23 protein-coding genes are annotated in these 17,386 nt (G+C 55.2%); 1 reads left to right on the forward strand and 22 read right to left on the reverse strand.

What is annotated here, in order from left to right:
• Positions 1–24 precede the first annotated feature (24 nt).
• Together ACFQDM_RS06965 and ACFQDM_RS06970 are read right to left on the reverse strand one after the other, a co-directional pair.
• Positions 25–570, reverse strand: a complete 546-nt coding sequence (locus ACFQDM_RS06965) for a hypothetical protein (RefSeq protein WP_377377243.1) — start codon at positions 568–570, stop codon at positions 25–27.
• A gap of 817 nt (positions 571–1,387) precedes the next feature.
• Positions 1,388–1,582: a hypothetical protein gene (locus tag ACFQDM_RS06970; RefSeq protein WP_377377245.1), complete on the reverse strand. Its 195-nt coding sequence runs from the start codon at positions 1,580–1,582 to the stop codon at positions 1,388–1,390.
• Positions 1,583–1,742: 160 nt separating this feature from the next.
• Here ACFQDM_RS06970 and ACFQDM_RS06975 point away from each other — a divergent pair, with 160 nt between their 5' ends.
• Positions 1,743–2,156 (forward strand): retropepsin-like aspartic protease, encoded by a 414-nt coding sequence (locus tag ACFQDM_RS06975; RefSeq protein WP_377377248.1) that lies wholly within the window; start codon positions 1,743–1,745, stop codon positions 2,154–2,156.
• On the opposite strand, the gene ACFQDM_RS06980 is transcribed toward ACFQDM_RS06975, so the two are convergent.
• The 20 genes from ACFQDM_RS06980 to ACFQDM_RS07075 all read right to left on the reverse strand — a co-directional run bounded on the left by ACFQDM_RS06980 (position 2,149) and on the right by ACFQDM_RS07075 (position 17,311).
• Entirely contained in the window at positions 2,149–5,091 is a 2,943-nt protein-coding gene (locus tag ACFQDM_RS06980; protein WP_377377250.1) for a tape measure protein, read from the reverse strand. The genes ACFQDM_RS06975 and ACFQDM_RS06980 overlap by 8 nt on opposite strands.
• Before the next feature lie 52 nt (positions 5,092–5,143).
• Entirely contained in the window at positions 5,144–5,350 is a 207-nt protein-coding gene (locus ACFQDM_RS06985) for a hypothetical protein (protein ID WP_377377252.1), read from the reverse strand.
• The gene (locus ACFQDM_RS06990) at positions 5,347–5,754 is read right to left on the reverse strand and encodes a GTA-gp10 family protein (protein ID WP_377377254.1); all 408 of its coding nucleotides are present in this window, start codon (positions 5,752–5,754) and stop codon (positions 5,347–5,349) included. The genes ACFQDM_RS06985 and ACFQDM_RS06990 overlap by 4 nt, the downstream gene beginning before the upstream one ends.
• A gap of 5 nt (positions 5,755–5,759) precedes the next feature.
• Positions 5,760–6,206 (reverse strand): hypothetical protein, encoded by a 447-nt coding sequence (locus tag ACFQDM_RS06995; RefSeq protein WP_377377256.1) that lies wholly within the window; start codon positions 6,204–6,206, stop codon positions 5,760–5,762.
• Between the two features lie 75 nt (positions 6,207–6,281).
• Entirely contained in the window at positions 6,282–6,704 is a 423-nt protein-coding gene (gp17, locus tag ACFQDM_RS07000; protein ID WP_377377258.1) for a DUF3168 domain-containing protein, read from the reverse strand.
• On the reverse strand, positions 6,701–7,165 hold the full coding sequence (locus ACFQDM_RS07005; RefSeq protein ID WP_377377261.1) for an HK97 gp10 family phage protein: 465 nt from the start codon (positions 7,163–7,165) through the stop codon (positions 6,701–6,703). The genes gp17 and ACFQDM_RS07005 overlap by 4 nt, the downstream gene beginning before the upstream one ends.
• On the reverse strand, positions 7,158–7,355 hold the full coding sequence (locus ACFQDM_RS07010) for a hypothetical protein (protein ID WP_377377263.1): 198 nt from the start codon (positions 7,353–7,355) through the stop codon (positions 7,158–7,160). The genes ACFQDM_RS07005 and ACFQDM_RS07010 overlap by 8 nt, the downstream gene beginning before the upstream one ends.
• A gap of 23 nt (positions 7,356–7,378) precedes the next feature.
• Positions 7,379–7,714, reverse strand: coding sequence for a phage head closure protein (locus ACFQDM_RS07015; protein ID WP_377377265.1), 336 nt, complete (start codon positions 7,712–7,714; stop codon positions 7,379–7,381).
• Positions 7,711–7,998, reverse strand: coding sequence for a hypothetical protein (locus ACFQDM_RS07020; RefSeq protein ID WP_377377268.1), 288 nt, complete (start codon positions 7,996–7,998; stop codon positions 7,711–7,713). Before ACFQDM_RS07020 ends, ACFQDM_RS07015 begins: the two co-directional genes overlap by 4 nt.
• Complete coding sequence (locus ACFQDM_RS07025; protein ID WP_377377270.1) at positions 7,995–9,098, reverse strand: hypothetical protein; 1,104 nt, start codon at positions 9,096–9,098, stop codon at positions 7,995–7,997. Before ACFQDM_RS07025 ends, ACFQDM_RS07020 begins: the two co-directional genes overlap by 4 nt.
• Positions 9,099–9,268: 170 nt before the next feature.
• Positions 9,269–9,754 carry a hypothetical protein gene (locus tag ACFQDM_RS07030; RefSeq protein WP_377377272.1) on the reverse strand — a complete coding sequence of 162 codons (486 nt, stop codon included), beginning with the start codon at positions 9,752–9,754 and terminating at the stop codon, positions 9,269–9,271.
• 144 nt (positions 9,755–9,898) lie between these two features.
• Positions 9,899–10,657, reverse strand: coding sequence for a hypothetical protein (locus tag ACFQDM_RS07035; protein ID WP_377377274.1), 759 nt, complete (start codon positions 10,655–10,657; stop codon positions 9,899–9,901).
• A 177-nt stretch (positions 10,658–10,834) separates the two neighbouring features.
• A complete protein-coding gene (locus ACFQDM_RS07040) occupies positions 10,835–12,193 on the reverse strand; it encodes a phage portal protein (protein ID WP_377377276.1) in 1,359 nt (452 codons plus the stop codon).
• 7 nt (positions 12,194–12,200) lie between these two features.
• Positions 12,201–12,368 (reverse strand): hypothetical protein, encoded by a 168-nt coding sequence (locus ACFQDM_RS07045; RefSeq protein WP_377377278.1) that lies wholly within the window; start codon positions 12,366–12,368, stop codon positions 12,201–12,203.
• 3 nt (positions 12,369–12,371) lie between these two features.
• A complete protein-coding gene (locus ACFQDM_RS07050) occupies positions 12,372–12,560 on the reverse strand; it encodes a hypothetical protein (protein ID WP_377377280.1) in 189 nt (62 codons plus the stop codon).
• Positions 12,553–12,819, reverse strand: coding sequence for a hypothetical protein (locus tag ACFQDM_RS07055; protein WP_377377283.1), 267 nt, complete (start codon positions 12,817–12,819; stop codon positions 12,553–12,555). The genes ACFQDM_RS07050 and ACFQDM_RS07055 overlap by 8 nt, the downstream gene beginning before the upstream one ends.
• Before the next feature lie 56 nt (positions 12,820–12,875).
• Positions 12,876–14,294 carry a phage major capsid protein gene (locus ACFQDM_RS07060; protein ID WP_377377286.1) on the reverse strand — a complete coding sequence of 473 codons (1,419 nt, stop codon included), beginning with the start codon at positions 14,292–14,294 and terminating at the stop codon, positions 12,876–12,878.
• A gap of 107 nt (positions 14,295–14,401) precedes the next feature.
• Positions 14,402–15,067, reverse strand: coding sequence for an HK97 family phage prohead protease (locus ACFQDM_RS07065; RefSeq protein WP_377377289.1), 666 nt, complete (start codon positions 15,065–15,067; stop codon positions 14,402–14,404).
• A gap of 13 nt (positions 15,068–15,080) precedes the next feature.
• On the reverse strand, positions 15,081–16,754 hold the full coding sequence (locus ACFQDM_RS07070) for a terminase large subunit (protein WP_377377292.1): 1,674 nt from the start codon (positions 16,752–16,754) through the stop codon (positions 15,081–15,083).
• Entirely contained in the window at positions 16,751–17,311 is a 561-nt protein-coding gene (locus tag ACFQDM_RS07075) for a hypothetical protein (RefSeq protein WP_377377295.1), read from the reverse strand. Before ACFQDM_RS07075 ends, ACFQDM_RS07070 begins: the two co-directional genes overlap by 4 nt.
• Positions 17,312–17,386 lie beyond the last annotated feature (75 nt).

Here is a 17,386-nt window from a genome sequence, read left to right on the forward strand (position 1 = left end):
CAAAGAGCGCGGGTATTTGGAGGGTTAGTCCTTCGCCTTAGCTGCCGCCACCTGACCCGAAAACCGCTTGAGCGCGTTGTAGGCTTTACTGTCCCGCTCGCCATCAATCACCGCGTCTTCCAATGATCCACCAGTGGTAGACACTCTGAGCCACACCCGTTGAGCTCCGACGATCTGATCAACAATTTCGTAGGGGGCGATAAATGCCTGAGTGGAGCTTTCCAAGAAAACTCCAACATTTGCGTTTCGGGACAGGTCCTCAAACTGTGTAGATGCTCGCGCCTCTTCCAGTTCGACGATCTCCCCATCAATATTCAGAGCGGCGCCCACAATCCCAACAGTGTCATTCCAAACTTTGACCGACAAGAGGACGGAGTCCGGATAGGCTTCCTGCCATTGCGCGCCGATACCGGTGCACACCATTCCCTTGCAGGCGTTTCCGTGCGGATCAATTGTCACAATAGCGGCATCATCAAAGCCGCTATACGTGGTCTTTGCGTTTGCTCCTGTGGTCGTGCCGCAGGCTGTTAACACTGCCGCCAGCGCACCGATAGCGAATACCTTCTTCATCCCGGTCTCCTTTTCAGAGATATGAGCAGGGAAGCGGCAGGGGCGCAAGCTTGACTCATTCTCGCGGCAGTTGTGTGGTGTCCGCCGGGATCGGGAGGCGAAGGTGTGGGATGATTTTCGGGATACTGTAACAGCCGTCGCCGCGTTGGCGGGCGCTATATTTGGATTCATCACAATGATCCGATCAACGAAGGACCGCTCTACCACCCTCTATGTAGAGTGGTTGAGCGCTTATGACATCGGCGATGGTTGGGAGATGCGATATGGAGCGCTAAGAGCAGCCTATCCTCTTGAGCAATCTGCCAGACCCGTAAAGCTTAGCATCATACGACCTGCTGACGCTTTCCCACTCAGTCATGATCAGGCGACAAAGCCGGATGGATCAGGGAATTGGGAACCTCTCAGCTACGCGGATCTACAGGTCAATTCCTCTCGGTCAGTCCCTTTGTCCGATTGGAAACCGGGGGCGAAATCAGAAAGCTTCCCATTTTTTCTGGTGCGTCGCTCCAGCTCCTCAAGCAAGGTGAAAATCCGCGTTTCGCTCTCGCGCATCGATCGAAGGTGGTTCCCCAAACACAAAATCATAAACAGTGTGCTGAAAGATAGCGCCATCAAAGTAAGCGCCTGAAGTTGGTCCATCATTGGTTCACCTCATAATACAATGCCTGACCAGAATTTCGAAGCAGACTTTGATTTTGCTCTAGTTCACGAAGCGCGCGGCTCATCTCTAAGCCGGTCCAGACGTTCATACCGGTTACCAGCATCAAGACGACCGATGACCAGGCGAGGCAGTAGGCTGCGAATGAGCAGTCCATAATCAGTTCACCTCCCCGTGAGATGTGCGTTCGGTATCGCGCAACAGGACGATGCACTTATCCCGAAGCGCTTCAATATCATCCAGAATATCCACCAATTCCAGATTTCGCAGTGAAATGCCGACCGGCTTGTCCTGCGTCGCCGGACTTGGCTCGATCTGAGTGCACGTTTTTCGCTCTTGGATTTCGGTAGTCATTGTAGCCTCTCTATTTAAAGGTTTTTCTGCGCTGATCGCGCGGCGTGGGGCTCATCACCCAAGCAATGAGAGCTTCCAGTCGAAGCCATCGGCTTGTGCCCGCTCTTTGCCGCCGCACTCGCCTGGCCCGCATTTATCGAAGGTACTTCTGATGCCGACAATGAATTTTCAATACACCGAGAACCGTCCTCACGTACTCGCAGATCTCGAATACTACCCACTCGATAGGCCGGTTTCGCCGGGTGCGGAACCTTCGAGAACAGTGAGAGCGCTCGTCGACACTGGCGCGACACACATTGTGGCAAGGCCATCTTTGATTTCCTCTTTGAACTTACAATTTGCAACAAATATATCGCATGCCGGGGTCGGCAGTGAGCGCCGAGATATTCCCGCCTATGCAGGAAGCGTCCGCCTGACGGATGAGGCTGGCCTGTCTCATCGGGTATACGACCTACTTATTCTCGCGGAGGAACTTGAGAGCCATGACATGATCATAGGCATGTGGTTCCTGAAGTTTTTCACGTGCACGTTTTTTCCGGACAAGCGGTTTTCAATTAGCTGGAATGCTACCTAAAGATTTTCCTGCGCTGATCGCGCGAGGTGGTCATGATTTCGTAGCGCCTGATGCGCTCATCAACGATATCGCCAATTTCATTGGGAAGGCTTCGTAGCCTATCCTCGACCGCTGGCAGGGTGTCCTGATTAATCGGGCCCGTGAAGGAAATTGCTGGTAGCGATACATTCACAGTGCTGTTGCCACCATTGAACACGCTTGAACTCGGCATGATCGGCTGTGCGAGACGATCCAGATATGCGCCCATATCGACGCCGTCCGGAATGTTCATCCCCGGCATTTTCGAAGCTGGCTCTACATTGCCCTGAGTGTTGGCAAGATAGAACTTTCCGCCCGTCTCCACGAGTTCTGGACGCCCTTTCTCCGCAATCTCGTAGAATTTGTCAGATGCAACAGGACCACCCCTTTCGCGCTGCCCACCGAAGTGACCGCCGCTGCCCCCCAGATCAGCGCCGCCGCCAGACGATGACGCAGCCGCTATACCCGTGGCGGTAGCGGCGGCAGCAGCCATTCCGGCCATTGCAGGAGCCGCATTTGCGCCAGCAGTAGCCAATGACGTGAGCGCTGCTGGTCCCGCCATCGCTTGACCGATGATTGCTGCCTGCCCGACTGTGTGGGCGGTTGCTGCGCTCGCAAGGCTTTTTCCAAGAATGGATTGAATCGCCATCTGAACGCCCAACTGCACAAGTGAGCTGATCAGGCGTGAGCCGATAGACCGTGCCGCATTCTCCATGCTGTCGGAGAAATCATCACCAAATGCTATGGCCCGGCCCGCAGCGCTGCCAATGGCTTCCTGGATGGAGCCGCCCGGACCAAATGCTTCAGCGAAAATGATACCCACATCACCGGCTGCGCGTTCAGCCTGTTCGCGCATGATATCCCATTGCGCAGCAAAACCTTCTGAGAAGGTCTCGGCTTCCTCAAAGGCTTCACGAAGGCGGTCTTCCTTCATGCGATCACGGATCTCTTTTACCGTTTCCGCATGAGCTTCGTTCAGAGCCGCAAGAGCCTCAAACTTACCCTCTTCGGCTGACAATTCCGCATTGATCTTGTCCGCAAGCGCCCGGTACTCTGCATCGGCAAGCGCTTCATAATCTCCAAGCGCCTGAGCTCGCATCGCCATGACGCGATCGTAGAGCTCCTGCTTGGACGCAGCCTCTTCAGCATCGGCCTCCTGCTTTTCCTTCACCGCCTGCATGTCGGCGCTGGCTGCTTTCGCAGCGGCTTCCAGTTCCTCATTGGTGATATCGGAAAGCTGTTGCGAGCGTAGTTGTGCGGCCTTAGTGCGTAGGTCTTCTTTCTTTTCCTCTGCGGCTTCGATGGCTTCGATGGACTCTAGCGTATCGCGATAGTCTTTATTGACCAGTTCACGCTTGGTCTTGAACGCCTGATCCCACGCGTCCTCAATCGCTGCGATTGACTTAAGGGTTTTGGCGTCGGTTTCGGTTTCCAACGCACCGCCGCCCTCTTCCGGCAGGAAGTCGCTGGGCGCTGTTTCTGACAGACGGTTTAGCAGATTTTGCGCCGATGCGAGTTGGCGCGTAGCACGCTCTCGTGTGTCTAGCGCGTCTGAAATCTCTTGCTGGAGCTTCTTGTAAGGGAAGCCAGATGAACCACCGCGAACATTCTTGCTTTCAAGGCGGTCGATTTCAGCGTTGATATTATCAAGTTCAGACTGTGCGTTCGCTATGGAGGCAACAGCATTGTCAATCGCGATCTGGCGAGCGGTGACGCCCGTCTCTTCCATTTTCTTGCGAAGTTCGTCAAACTTGCGGGTTATCTCATCAACCGGACCGATTGCGCTTTCAGCGCCACGCTCGATTTCTTCCCACGGAATACCGGCATTATCCGCAATCTGGCGCAAGTTTCCGTCTATATCGTCAAGACGGTCGTTCAGTTCTTCGACCGGCGTTTGCGCATCACGAGCTCGGATCGCAATATAGGCAATCGCCGCTGCCGCCGCAGTTGCCGCCGCCACCCATGGACCGCCCATAAATGCAGTTGCCGCCCTGAGCACACCCAGAGCCGTTGTTGCAGCTTTCGCCGATGTCGCAATCGCGTTGATACCGGCAACAACAGCCACCACGGCCTGAGCGCCCAGATATCCAGTGAGCGCCGCACCAGCAACCATAATGCTGTCAGCAAAGGCATCGACATTCTCGGCAACGAAGTTGATTGCCTCTGCCAGCTTCTCGCTCGCCCCAAGCCCTTCATCAGTCGTGCCGATATATTCTGTTACCCGCGTGCGCAGGTTGGTGAAGCTGTCGGAGATTGTAACTTCTGTTTTCGAGAAGCGGTCAGAGATTTCACTTTCGGCATTGATGATCGCATCAAGAATGCGCTCTGAGGTCAGCTTACCCTCTGAGCCAAGCTTTTTAAGCGCGCCAATCGGCACCTCGAATTCCTTTGCAATGGCTCGCAGGAGTATTGGCGCATTCTCACGAAGTGACCGCAGTTCTTCTCCCATAAGCTCGCCAGATGCCAACGCCTGAGAGAGCTGTATGATGGTTGAGTTTCGCTCTGAAGAGCTGGCTCCGCCTGCCACGGTTGCCTTGTTGATCAGCTCTGTGACCTTCAGGAGATCATAGCTCTTGCCGGACAAGTTCTCCGTTGCGATACCGAGGCGGGCGTACAGTGTTGCCGTAGCCCCGAAGGCAGAGCGCGTTTCAATTGCTGTGTCAGACAGCTCTTTCAGACGCTCCGTCTGTTTTTCGAGCGGCGTACCGGCGGCGGCAATCTTGTTTCCCGCTTCCGTCCAGGCATCCGCGTATTGTGTGACTTCCCTTCCGGCCAGACCAATAGCGACACCGGCAATGGCTCGTCGAACATCACGCCCCATTTGGTCGGCGTTCTGAGTGACACGACGGTTCATGCGGTCCCACCGCTTCTCCATCTTGTCCGTCATCTGATCGGTGACGATTCCAGCCTTACGCATAGACCGCTCAAGTGCACGTATCGAAACGTCCAGTTGCGCGATCAAAAGGCGATCACTTTGAGCCATTTACGGCCTCTTGTTTCTGCGCCCATTGGCGCTTGAATTTTCGGAAATCTTCGATGTCTGGATAAGGAACCTTCGGCTCTTCATCCTTCTCGTAAGCGTCTGAGAACGCGTCCTGCACGGCCCGGTACTCAGACAGCGACCAGTGCTTCACCTCTGATGGCGGGAACCCCGCTGGCGCGAGGCTCGCAATCATTCGTCGATAAGGGAGTTGTCCGTTGGAGCCGTACTTGAAACGCTTCCCCCCTCGCCCTGAGGGGGAGTTGGCTTTTTTCCGCCGCCCTCGGCCTCATCTTCCAGAGGTCCAATGAAATTAGCGAGAATGGTATGGCAAAGCAGCGTGTAGCGAGCCAGATGGCCGGGCTTCACGCCGGTTTCCACCAGACTAATCGCCTTTTCCTCGTCCATTCCTCCGCCGATAAGGGCGTGCGTCAGGATCTTCTGAGTATGCTTGATGCGGTGCTGACTGTGGCGAACGATCGCTTCCAGCATGAACACGCCGCAATCGAGCGCTTCCTCAAGCAGTTCAGCCTGCTCTAGGTCGAGAAAGAACTTGCGGCGCTCACCAAGGAACGCCGCAATCTTTGAAGGAGCAGTCATCTAGCTTATGCCGAAACTGCGCCGGATGTGATGCGACCATGCGAGAGGATGGAAACCTCTGCGTTCGCCACGCCCGCCTTGCTCACCGAAGGTGAAAACGGGCCGGGCTTTCCGGCGAACGTCCACTGACGCCCTGCGGTTGGTGTGCCGCAAATGACCTTGATGTTCTTCGCCGTGGGCGTCAGACACCATTCCGAAAAGAATTCAGCATCATCTGCTTCCATGACGCCAGAACCGCCGACCTCGGCTGTGACCGACGTTGCATATCGGAAGATCGCAGATGGCAGGTCCTCATCGGTGCAGTTAGGAATCTCCACGTCATTATAGCTTGGCGTGATCGTGAAAGACCGCTCAGTGTTGATCGTGCATCGCGGAGTGAAAACCTCCGGATCTTCACCGTCACCAATGAGAATTTGGAATTGCTTGAAAGAAACTGGATTTACGTCAGCCATTTTCTTGGCTCCTTCTAAGGAAAACAGCGTCGTCTCGACGCGGTGTCAGTGCTTGCCGAAGGCACGCTCACGGCTTCAGGCTGGCTGAACCAGATACCTGAAATTCAATTCAGCCTGATTGGTCAGGCCGTCTTCATGCAGGTGAATCTTAATGTTGGTGCAGTGACCTGCGAGCAGGCTAAACCCCTGCAACGAAAAACCATGCTCAGCGTCGAGCAAATAACGCGCTCGACCTGCCAAAGCCTTCACTTCCAGCTTACCAACTGCGCGCGAATAGAAGCGAACCGTGGAGAAAACTTCCGTCCACGTCTCGCACTCCATATCATCGGGGTTCTCGTGATCCTCCCCGATTACGCCATATGGAAAGCTATCGTCGCTCACGCGATCGAATATCTTCACTCCGTTCGACGAGATGGCCTGAAGTGTGGCGTCACCGCTCAATATCGCATACTGCGCCCTCTGAAGCGCTACGAGCGGATCTGTCAGCGTTTTGGTCATTTGACACTATCCCGAATGGCCTTGTTCGCTTTGCGGCTGACGCGGGTCTTAAACCGCCTGCGAAGCGATCGAATGTTTGGCCAGAAAAAAGGTTGTGCCGGCATGATGCCGCGATCTGCACCATCTTCGGTTTCGCGGCGCGCTGTGCCGTTGTGAACGAGATGCGCGTGTGGCGCCTTCTTACCACCAGCGAACACGCTCAGGCGCAAATCATCTGGAACGGATTGCACGTAGTCTTTGCGCCCCATAACGCCGTCCGGCGGATCGCCAAAAGTCCAGTCAATGGAATCCTGCAACAATCCGTCGTCGCGTGGCGCATCGCCCTTGATGATCCGAACCGCTTCGGCCCCATTCTGCCCAAGGGCTTCATGCGCCCCCTTTGCAGCGTCCTCCGGTAGCGCTTTCAAAACATCCTTGATGCGCATGTTGGCGCTCTTATTCGAGCGCCAGCCCTTAGCCATCAGTCTGCTTACTTGCAGGTTTGGTTGCGCTCTCTTTGGTCTTTGGGGAAATGTCCTTGGCGGTTTTTCTGGCCATCAGCTTCTTGAAGACCTCTTCTTTCACCGGACCTTTCCAGCCCTTCTTGTAAGAGATCAAACCGCGACCAACGCGCACGTCGTCGTCTTCCAGCATTTCAACACGGAATGTCATAGTCTCGCTCCAGTTTTAGATTATCAGCCGTCGGCTACGCCGCTTTCAGCCAGGAACTCCAGCCAAACACGATCTTCTGTCGGTCGCGGTTTCTCACGAATATTGAATGCTTCACCGTCGATCAGGCACCGCATGTCCGGGGTGATGGAGGCGGTCTGCTCATCAGAGCGAACGGTCAGAATGACAGGGCGCTTTCCAGTCAACCTGGACGCCATGACGCTTTCGGAGCCACGGAGATAGTGAATACCGCACCAGCGCGTGAACTGTGTCGGTCCCCATGCTGAAACATAGTTGCCAGCGCCGTCGCTGACCTCCGTACGCGATTGAAACTCTGCCTTCTTGTGGGGGGCGCGCTTCATTTTAGCGCCGGATCTCTATGGCGTCTCAGAAGGTCTTTGACGCCTTTGTCGATGAATTCGACCTGCTTATCGCTGGTTGTCTGATCCAGCATCAGGACCGCGACACGCACAATCGCTGACCGAATCTCGCCCGGCACAGTTTCGATGGTCCATTCGTGATCAGGCTTCTTCAAAAAATCCACCACGATAGCCGTCGCATCGTCTGCGATGCCTTGGAGCTCAGTATCAGTGAAGTCGACGCGCGCTCGAAACCTCAATGTATCGAGCGAGATGAGCGCGCTCATTTGCTTTCACCCTTCGGGGCGTCTCTGCCGTCACGGCCTTTGCGAACCGCCAACTGCCAGCCCTTGCCGTCTCCGGGCTTGTCCGTGGTATCATCATTCGCGATCCACTGGCACGCACCAAAGGTCACGCTATCGCCTTTGAGATACTCGCCAGTCTTCCAGACACCGCGATAGCTCAGACCCGGAATGCGGGCCTCTTTAACGATATCGCCGCGACGGAAGACCGCATAGAGTCGACCGTCTTTTTCCTCGAAGTCCAGATCCTCGAAACCCAAGCCGTCGCGACCATCTTTTCCCGGCTCGCCGTCGGCACCATCTTTTCCGTCAGCGCCGTTGCAACCATCTCGGCCAACCACCACCCCAAGAGACTTGGTATCGCCATTTGAATAGGTGACAATAAGCTCTCCCTGCCGATCCACGAGACAGCTGGCAACGCGCGGCAAATTCTCCACAGACCGTTTAACCGCCTCATCCAGAATGGGCTTTACGTCATCCAGAGTGACACTCTGCCCATCGCTTCCATCTCGACCGTCCTTCCCATCTTTAGGCGCCGGAATGGCCTTCAGGAATTCATCAGCGCGCTCAATGAGTTGAGGAAGAACATCGTCAATTTCGACGCTTCCACCATCCGCGCCATCACGGCCATCCTTACCATTTTCAGGCGCCGGGATGGACTTCAGATATTCATCGACCTGCTCTTTGATCACGGGCAGCACATCATCTATCGACACGCTTTTGCCATCGCGTCCCGGTTCACCATCCTTCGGAGCTGGAAACGCTTTTACGGCCTCTTCGACGAGCGCCGGGATATCGGGCAGCTCAGGAGCCTCCAGAACAGGCGGCTCGATACTTTCAACGGCACCACGGATCTCAGCCAGCTCAGACTTGATGCGCTCCTGAACAATTGCCGCCACGGCCTCCGGGTCAGCATCCCTTCCGTCAACCGGCGTGGGTAGTGTGTCCAAACGCTTCTCAAGCGCATCCAGTCGCGCCGCCATAGCATCTGAGTGCGCCTTGAAAGAGGCTGTCGTCTTCGCCAGTAAATCACTGACGATAGGCGCAACACTCTCCGCCATCGCTTTAATTTCGGAATGCTTCATCATACCCCCTAAATAGGGAAAAGGGGCACCCAACGGACGCCCCTGTTAATTGACCGCCTCGCCTCTCCGGCCCTAAACACAATGCGCCGAAACGTGACATGACCGCCTGACCAGAACCAATCTGACCCTGCCTAGCCTAAACTCGACCGTCTTACCTTGACCAGCGCGCCCTATGCAGAGAGCGCCACGCGATCCTCACTGGCCGCGATTTTTTCAATCTTCGAAAGGTCTACGCCCTCGAATGCACCGCGATAGCGGTTGAGCCACGACTTCAAGGCTGTAATTCCCTGACGCCGCAGCTCTGCCATGTCGCCTTTATCGGCAGGATCGAAAGAGACATAACCGCCACCCGATTTCCTGCTTTCGACCGGCGAAACATAGGCCGGGTATTCACGAACCGCGATCTGCACGACAGAGGACTTTGCTTCCTCAACCCGTGCCGTGATGCGCAATCCGCTCGCCATGCGACGAGCCATTGCAATCCGGTGCTCCCGCGCTGCTGTGGCATCGTCCATTGCGAAAAACCAAGGGTACGCTTCGTGTTCGGGTTGCCCGGCGAGCCAATCAATGAACTCACCGGGAATGAACATGTTGCGCCCACTAGCTGCTAGATATCCGTCAATAATGCGCTGACGATCTTTGCTTGTGAAAGCCATTCAGGTCTCCTTTACGTTTGACCGCCTCACCCCACCAAGCCGAAACTTGCCGCAACTCAGCATGCCATAACCGCCGTACCCGGCCTCAACTAGCCTAGGGTTGCCTTTGCAGACCTCGACCGCCTTTCCGTGACCATGCGGGCTTTAAGCGGCCCGCCGCGCCCTTTCGTCTTCCAGCATCGCCATAAGCTCTGCCGTGTCTTCATCGGCATACTCAGGATTTGCCATTGCAGCCTCTTGGACCTCTCGGCCCTCTGCGGTGATATCGTCCCACGTCTCTTGCCAGTCGCCCAAGTCTTGCCCGTGAACCGAGAAGGTTCCGTAGCTTCCACGCCCCTTTTCCTGCCTGAAGTCGCCGATACCAACGATTACTCCAGCGTTGGACAGAAGCGAGACGACCGAATGCACACTCAACGTTGGGCTGACGAAGGCAATATCAACTTCCGCACACCATTGCGGGAGGAAGGCCCTTGTTCGCACATCTGGAGTACGGTTCATGTCTGCTGACCTGACCACATCACAGCGCAGATAAGGCTTTCCCCACATTTTGATTTTCTGCTCTGGCAGAAAGATGAGACGCTGAACGCTAGTTTTTGTGACGCCCGGCGTCTCAAGAGCCGCTGTTGCCATCGCTCCCTTCACACCGGGAGCCGGAAAGCCAAGGAGAGTAGGCCCATGCGGCAATCGATAAACGCTGTCCCGAAACTCTTCTTCAGGATTATGTTTCAGCAGCTTCTTTTCGGCAGCCGTCTTTTTACCACCGCCAATGAGTAGTGAACGCTTAGCCTTCGCGCTCATGGCGTTGAAATAAAAGCCCGTTGTTCCGATCATTCTGAGGGTGACGCGCCCCTGCTTCAGGGGGGCAATTTGTAGTGTTCCTGCTTCGGCTTTCTTGATGGCCATTCTTCAGTCTCCATTATGGAAACGCTGGCCTCTTTCTGACAACGTGCTATAGGCACTGTCAGACCGTAGGCCCGCGCACTCGGGTTTCGGTTTAGCGCCGATTTGGGAAGGTCGAAGCTCCCATTCGGCGCGCCTATTAGGCATAAAGATTCAACCACATAGATGCGCGGTTAGCAACTACTTTTCTAGCAGTGCTATACTTTTCTGAGCCTCCTTCGCAAGCAATGCAGAGAATAGTGCTTTGCCGACTTCTTCGGACAAATTTGGATCGTCATCGTCTTCGATTTCAACAGCCGCATCGGCCTGATCAATCAGCAGCTTGTCTCTCGCGGCGATAGCTTCGATTGAGTGATCCTGCATCTGGAGATAGATCGTATCTCCGCCTGTCACCGGCTTCAGTTCCAGTTTCCGGCGGCGCTCATCCAGCGTCATCACAGAACGGGCCTTCTCCAGCGTCTCCATTTGGGCCTGCGAATCCATTCGCAGCAGACCATCCAGATCGAATTCGGTGCCCGTACCTTCGGCCATGCTCAAACCTTCATCGAGACACAGCTCTGCGTCTTCAATGAGCGACTGCAAACACTGCGCGTAATATTCGAGATTGAGGCTCTGAACATTGTTATTGGTCGGCATCTGTCCGACACCGATCTTATACGGCGGGACATGGAAGGTGCTGCAAACGACCTCTGCCGTCCATTTGAGTTGATCAACCATTTGCGCGTCATGCGCGGTGATTGCCAGTCTCTCAAACTTCAGACCGTCACCCATGACTGCGATCTTGCCTGCATTGCGCCCGGAATAGTTGGTCTCCCAATACTCCTTGAGCCGCCCTGCTGTTTCATCAGCAATCTCGCCCGGAGCCGTCAAGATGCCGCCTGGCATCGACTGATTGCCGAAGAATGACGCTGAATTGTTCTGGATATTCAAACCCTGTGTAGCGGCCAGACCGTTGGCATAGATCGGTGAGATACCAACAAGCGGATGAAACAGGCAATTGAAGCGGTCGTGAATGATCTCACGAGCCGGGACGACGATCTGCGTTTGAGACGCGCTCAGATTGTCCGGCTGAATCTCGTAATAGACTGCGCCATCCTCTGTCAGAAGTGGCTTCACGCGATATGGATCAAGAACATGAAGCTCAACGACAACGCCGCGATTGTCGCGAACCTTGAGCGCATACGTGTTGCCAGAGGAAAGCTTTGACAGCATCCAGTTTTCCCAGAATTGAATCCGAGTCTGATAGCTGTTCGGTTTCCGCAAGACAGGAGAGTAAGCTGGATTTTTAACCTCTGACCAGATACCTGATGCATCCTGCTGAACCAGCTTCACGCGCAGTTTGGCGATATCTCTCGAAATCAAAGTCATGCACGCAAAGACCGCGTGGAAGGCGAGAACCTGATCTTGGCGCACCTCGACGTTCTTTTGCCACGCCCCGGCGTATGACTCTGACACGAGCGGCGTCCATCCACCGCCATTTGTTGAGATGGGTCGCAGCGCCTTTGCCTTTGGAGCGATACCCCGAGCGAAAGCGGTCATGATTGCGTTAGCCACTCGTCACCACCCCCCTCAAAAGCACAACACCACCGATCAACGCCCATGCGCCTGCGGCAATAAGCGCCCACGGCATTCCGACGAGCAACCACACGCCAGCCGTTGTCAGCCCGGTTGCAAGTGCGAACAAAAACATTGCGAGCGCGAGAACCTGCATCATGGATTAATCGTCTTTCGACGGGATATTTCCGGTCGCTGGATCGACATGCACGCTGAATTTCATGCCTTCAGGCAAGACAAGAATGCGCCCATGATCGTGTCCGAGCGCATCCCGGACGATCTTCTTAATGCGCTCAGCGTCTTCCCGAGAACCCTTGCCCGGTGCCTCAATGGCGTAGATCGGACTATTCATCACCATTCTCCGATGCTTCCGCGATCATCTTCTTCAATTCGTCAGCATCCCATCCGTGATAGGCGCGCTTACCAACGATTTTCTGGTATTGAGAGCGAAGTTCCGTCAGATCATCATCTGGCTGTGCTACTGGCTCTGACACGCCCGCCGGTTCCTCGGCCACCATGTCACGCCGCTGATAGCCCAGTTTTTGGAGAACCCGAGCGAAACGAGGATCGCGAGCCTTTAGCGCCCGATCCATATAGGTCGATTTTTTCATTGGAAACTCCGCTGAAAGGAGTGAAAGGGCGACCATAGCCGCCCCATTCGATGTGATTAGGCAGACCAATTCACGCTGGCGAGAACCGCAACAGCGTTGTCGCGACGCTTCATCCAGTTCAGAATGCGCTCAGCTCGGAAGCCAACCATATTATTCTGCCAGAGTGAGACCAGGGAGGCTCCAGTTCCTGCGATCCCGGAGGCCGTTGGCGCATCGTTCATCTCAAGAGACGCTTCGCGAGACATATCGACAGTGATACCGCCTTCGTCTGCGAAGAAGATTTCTGACGCCTTCACGAGAGCAACAATTGCGCCTGCGTCTTCCTCACCAGCACCGTCCGGATCATATGCGCCAGGCACATATTCGGAAGTGATCACAGGCTTGCCGTTGAACACACCGCCCTCTGGGGTGATGCCAGGAAACTCTGGCTGGCCAAGAGGATTGGTCATCATCGACAAGGCTTCAGCCACACCTTCCGGCATGACGTAGACCGCGCCAGCAGATGTGCTGTTGTTAGTACGGAACGTCGCAGAAAGGGCGCGAAGGTCAGCACGGATCGCATCAGCATCATTGCCGCTCGACATGATCGGCGTGACGCCGTTCGTGATCGATGCTGGCGACACATCAGCGACAGCAGCTTTCGCAGGGTCAATGAAGTCCCTGTCAAGGCGTTCGATAAGAGCGGCCGCAAGTTCGTCACGAATCCACGCGTCTGCAGCCACAGAAGAGCGGCGAAGCATTTCCTCAGTGATTGCGGCAATAGTCGCCACCTTCAAAGGCTCGAGTTTCTTGCGCTCCGTTCCCCACTTGGTCAGCGGCTTAGGCTTACCCTCACCGACCCAGTAACCTTGTCCGCCGCTGCTCTGCACGAGAACAGGAACGTCAAATGGGATCGAGCGCAAGCCGGGAATGTTGCCCGTACCGAAGCGGCCCAGGATGGTCTGTGGACGCAGGAACTCAACGAAATCTGCAAAAGCATTGCCTTCAGTGATGAGGTTTCCGGCCCATGAGTCATCCTGCGTGTTTGCAGGTGTAACTGCGGCCTTGGTGAAGTGCCCGAAAACATCCGAGTCTTCGCCGTACATTTTGCGAGCGACGTCGCGAACGTTTTCGGTCTCGAGTTTCGCGACGGCCTTCACCTTCGCAATTCGAGCGAAAGCGATACCGGGAGCCAGCTTCTTTTGAGCCTTGACCGTAGCAGGAACCGTTGGATTGCGGGATTCTGATGCGGCTTTGGCGTTGGAACCGTCAACCGGCTTTGCGGTGGCGATTGCCATCTTTTCCATTTGACGCAGGCGACCGAGGTGCTTCTCAACAGAATCGTTCTCTGCTTGCAGCTCGTCGAACTGCTCCTGTGCCGCAGCATCAAGGGTTTCGCCCTTGTCAGATGCTTCGTCCATCAGGGACTTCATTGTTGCGACGTTTGAAGCGTGCTTCGCCTCAAACGCCGCGATTTGCTCAGCATAAGTAGCCATATTGGACTGTCCTTCTATGGGAATGACGCGCCTTCGCGGCGGGTCGGTGCAGCCTTGTCCAGGGGCCGGATAAGATGCGAGGCAGGCTCGCGAATGGACGTTCGCCGTTATCGATGGATTTTGTTGATCACAAACGGCTTTGCCCGAACGCGGGCTGTATCGGCCAATTTGACCACACGGTGGCCCGTCTTGGCTGATGTGGCAGACCCCGTTTTGCCGGACGCGGCGAGGTCTGTTGAAATCGGTTTTGGAAGCGCATGCTCCAGTGCACCGGCTTCCTTTCGGAGCTGCTGGTCGTAACTCTTCACGGCATCGATAATCGCGGAAGCATTCATCGGAATCGTAACAAGCGACAGCTCGAAGATCTCGACCTCCTGGAAGTCGATACCGCCTTCATCAAGGAAAGCATATTTCAGAGGCCGGAAACCAATACTAACAGCCCGAACAAGACCGGCTTTCAGCTCGCCCCACGCTGTATCGACACGATCCTTAAGCGGTCCTGGTTCCTTGATGACAGGGATTGTTGCCGTGAACCTGATGCCCTTTTCGGTTGGCTTCTCGAATCTGACACTCCCAACCGGCGCATCGTGCCGATGCTGGTGCAACAAAACGAGCGGATTCTTGAAAACCGCTCCCAACGGGTTGATCGTGTCCTGTACGCGATCCGGCTCAGGGGTTGTCGCCCATCCGCTGAACTCTCGCTTTTCTTCATCGAGCGCTTTTGTCTCAATGAAGGCGTAGGCACGGCTGGTCATGTCCATGACATCTTCCATCGCCATCTCCCTGTTATCCCATGATCATCATCTGGTATTGCGGCTTGCGCTTCGCTTCTGGGTTCCGGCTCATCACCGTTACCGCGTCGAAAAGCGCCATAGCCGGGTCAATCTTTGCATCGCCCGCATTTGCCTTCGTCGCCCGGATCGCTGTCGCTGTTGGCTCAATTTTGATATTTCCGACACACCACGACATGAGGGCAGATCCGTCATGCTTGAGCGTACCGTTTGCGAGCTTACGTTCTGCCGTCTTGATTGCATTCATCATCGCGTACCCTTGGGGCGCACCGACGATCTTTCCGCTCTCTGGCGTCACACCGATTTCTGCGAGCGCATCGATCAGTTCACCGAGTCCGGCAGGGTCTGCCGCAACCGAGGCCAACAATCCGCGCTCATCGACGTCGCCAACGATCTCGACAATGGCTCTCACATCATCCAGCTCATCGCCAACGATCGTCAGATCGCCATCTTTCTCGAAATCGCGCAGACGGGAAGCTATCCCCTTGCGCCGCTCAAGAACGCTCTGGTGTGCCCAGGCATGTGACCACGCGAGCCAATTCTTTGTTTTGCGCTCACGCCCCAGAACCGTTAGGCCAAACAGGTCATCCAGACCGCCGCCGTCGACCCCCACGACAACAACTTCAGAGCGCTCCAAAACGTCTTCAAGCGGCAGTGTATCTGCTTGCTTCGACCAGTAATCAGCGCCCGGCCAGCGGTTGGCGCGGAGGTTCATTCCGATTTCAATATTCAGGTGCTTTGCGAAAAACGTTGCTCTAGTCGCAGCGTCTTTCCCTAGTTCTTTACCCATTTCCCGAACAAGCCAGTCTTTTGAGACAGACCGCCCAAGATTCGGGTTCGTGATGTAAAAGTTCTCCGGGTCGAGATACGCCTCTTGCTCGATCATCTCCCTTGGGAACTCGTAAATAATCGGCAGGAACCGCTTATCTTGAATTCTACCGTCTCGAACATCGCGTGCGTAATCGAGCTTATCCTTGAACACACCGGCTGGTGGCTCATCTGACTGCGTAGTCGTGTAGATCAGAAAGCCTTCAGGCCTTGAAACCAGACCGCCGGTCGCCTCTCGCAACATCGCGTCCGCGTTCGGACGTTTACCCAATATCCAAAGCTCATCGATCAGGATCCGACCGGACTTTTTACCACCCACCGTATCGGTATCAGCGGCCACCACTTTCAGCACTGAGTTCGTGACCCGGTGCGTAATCTTCCTCACATGATCCTGAACATGCAGGAGGTCGGAAAGCTCAGGGTCTGCTCGAACCATTGCGGCCGCAGGATTGTAGCTGTTGTCCGCGACCTCCTTCGTCGGAGCCAGGATCAACAATTCGTCGTCTTCGCGCCATCCGACAATGAGCGCGGTTAACATGATGCCGGCCGCTAACGTCGATTTTGAGTTCTTCTTCGAGATACAGAGAAAGAACTCCGAAATGAGCTGATCGCCCGTTTCAGGATCATTCGCCCCGAAAATTGCCGCCACCAGATCAAAGACCCACTCGTCAGTAACTTCGGCGAATGTCGGCTTACCCGGCAGATCTGGAACACGAAGCGATTTGAATACGCTCAGCGCATACTCGGCCTCCGATGGAAACAACGGATCAAACGGGATCAGGCTTCGCTTTTCAACGATACGACTTTTCCAATCCGAACAAGCCGTAGTCCACTCCGTCATTTGCTGTTGTCGACCGCCAACTTAGGCCCGCCACGCGGCGCGAACCTGCCTTTTGCAACCTCTTCAGCCGCCTCTTGCCTCTTCGCCTTCTTACCCTGCGTTTGCTGCGACTCATTCCAAGTCTTAAATGCGGTCGCCAGCGCCTTAATGACATTTGCTCGCCCTGGCAGCTCAATGGCTTTCAACATTGCTGCCTTTCGTCGAGGATCTTTCTCATGAAGCTCGATCATCTCCGCGAGCTCAGCATGATGTGTAGTCGACGCGTCCAGTTCATCTAGCAAGCGGAAGATCAGGTTATGCCCCTTGCCGACGATCTGCTCAGGGTCCGTTGCGTCTATTCCAGCCATCTCGACCCGGTCAGCTCGGGGTGCGTCCTTGGTGCGCACCTTATTGCGCGCCTTTTTCGGCCTGTCCGGCCACCCTTCTTGCTTTGCCTTTTTACGAATTGCCGACTCTGAGACCTGATACCAGGTAGCTAACCACCTGATACTTTTATCAGATTTCTCCCAGTCGGATCGTATTTGCTGCCAATCAATATTCTTTTTCTTTTCAGTCATTCTGTGAAGTGCGCACTGGTGCGCACCCTCCAACTTCCCACCGAGGATTTTTTCTACACATGGGAGGACAGGCGG

Source organism: Ponticaulis profundi, assembly GCF_042659465.1.
GTDB lineage: Bacteria > Pseudomonadota > Alphaproteobacteria > Caulobacterales > Hyphomonadaceae > Ponticaulis > Ponticaulis profundi.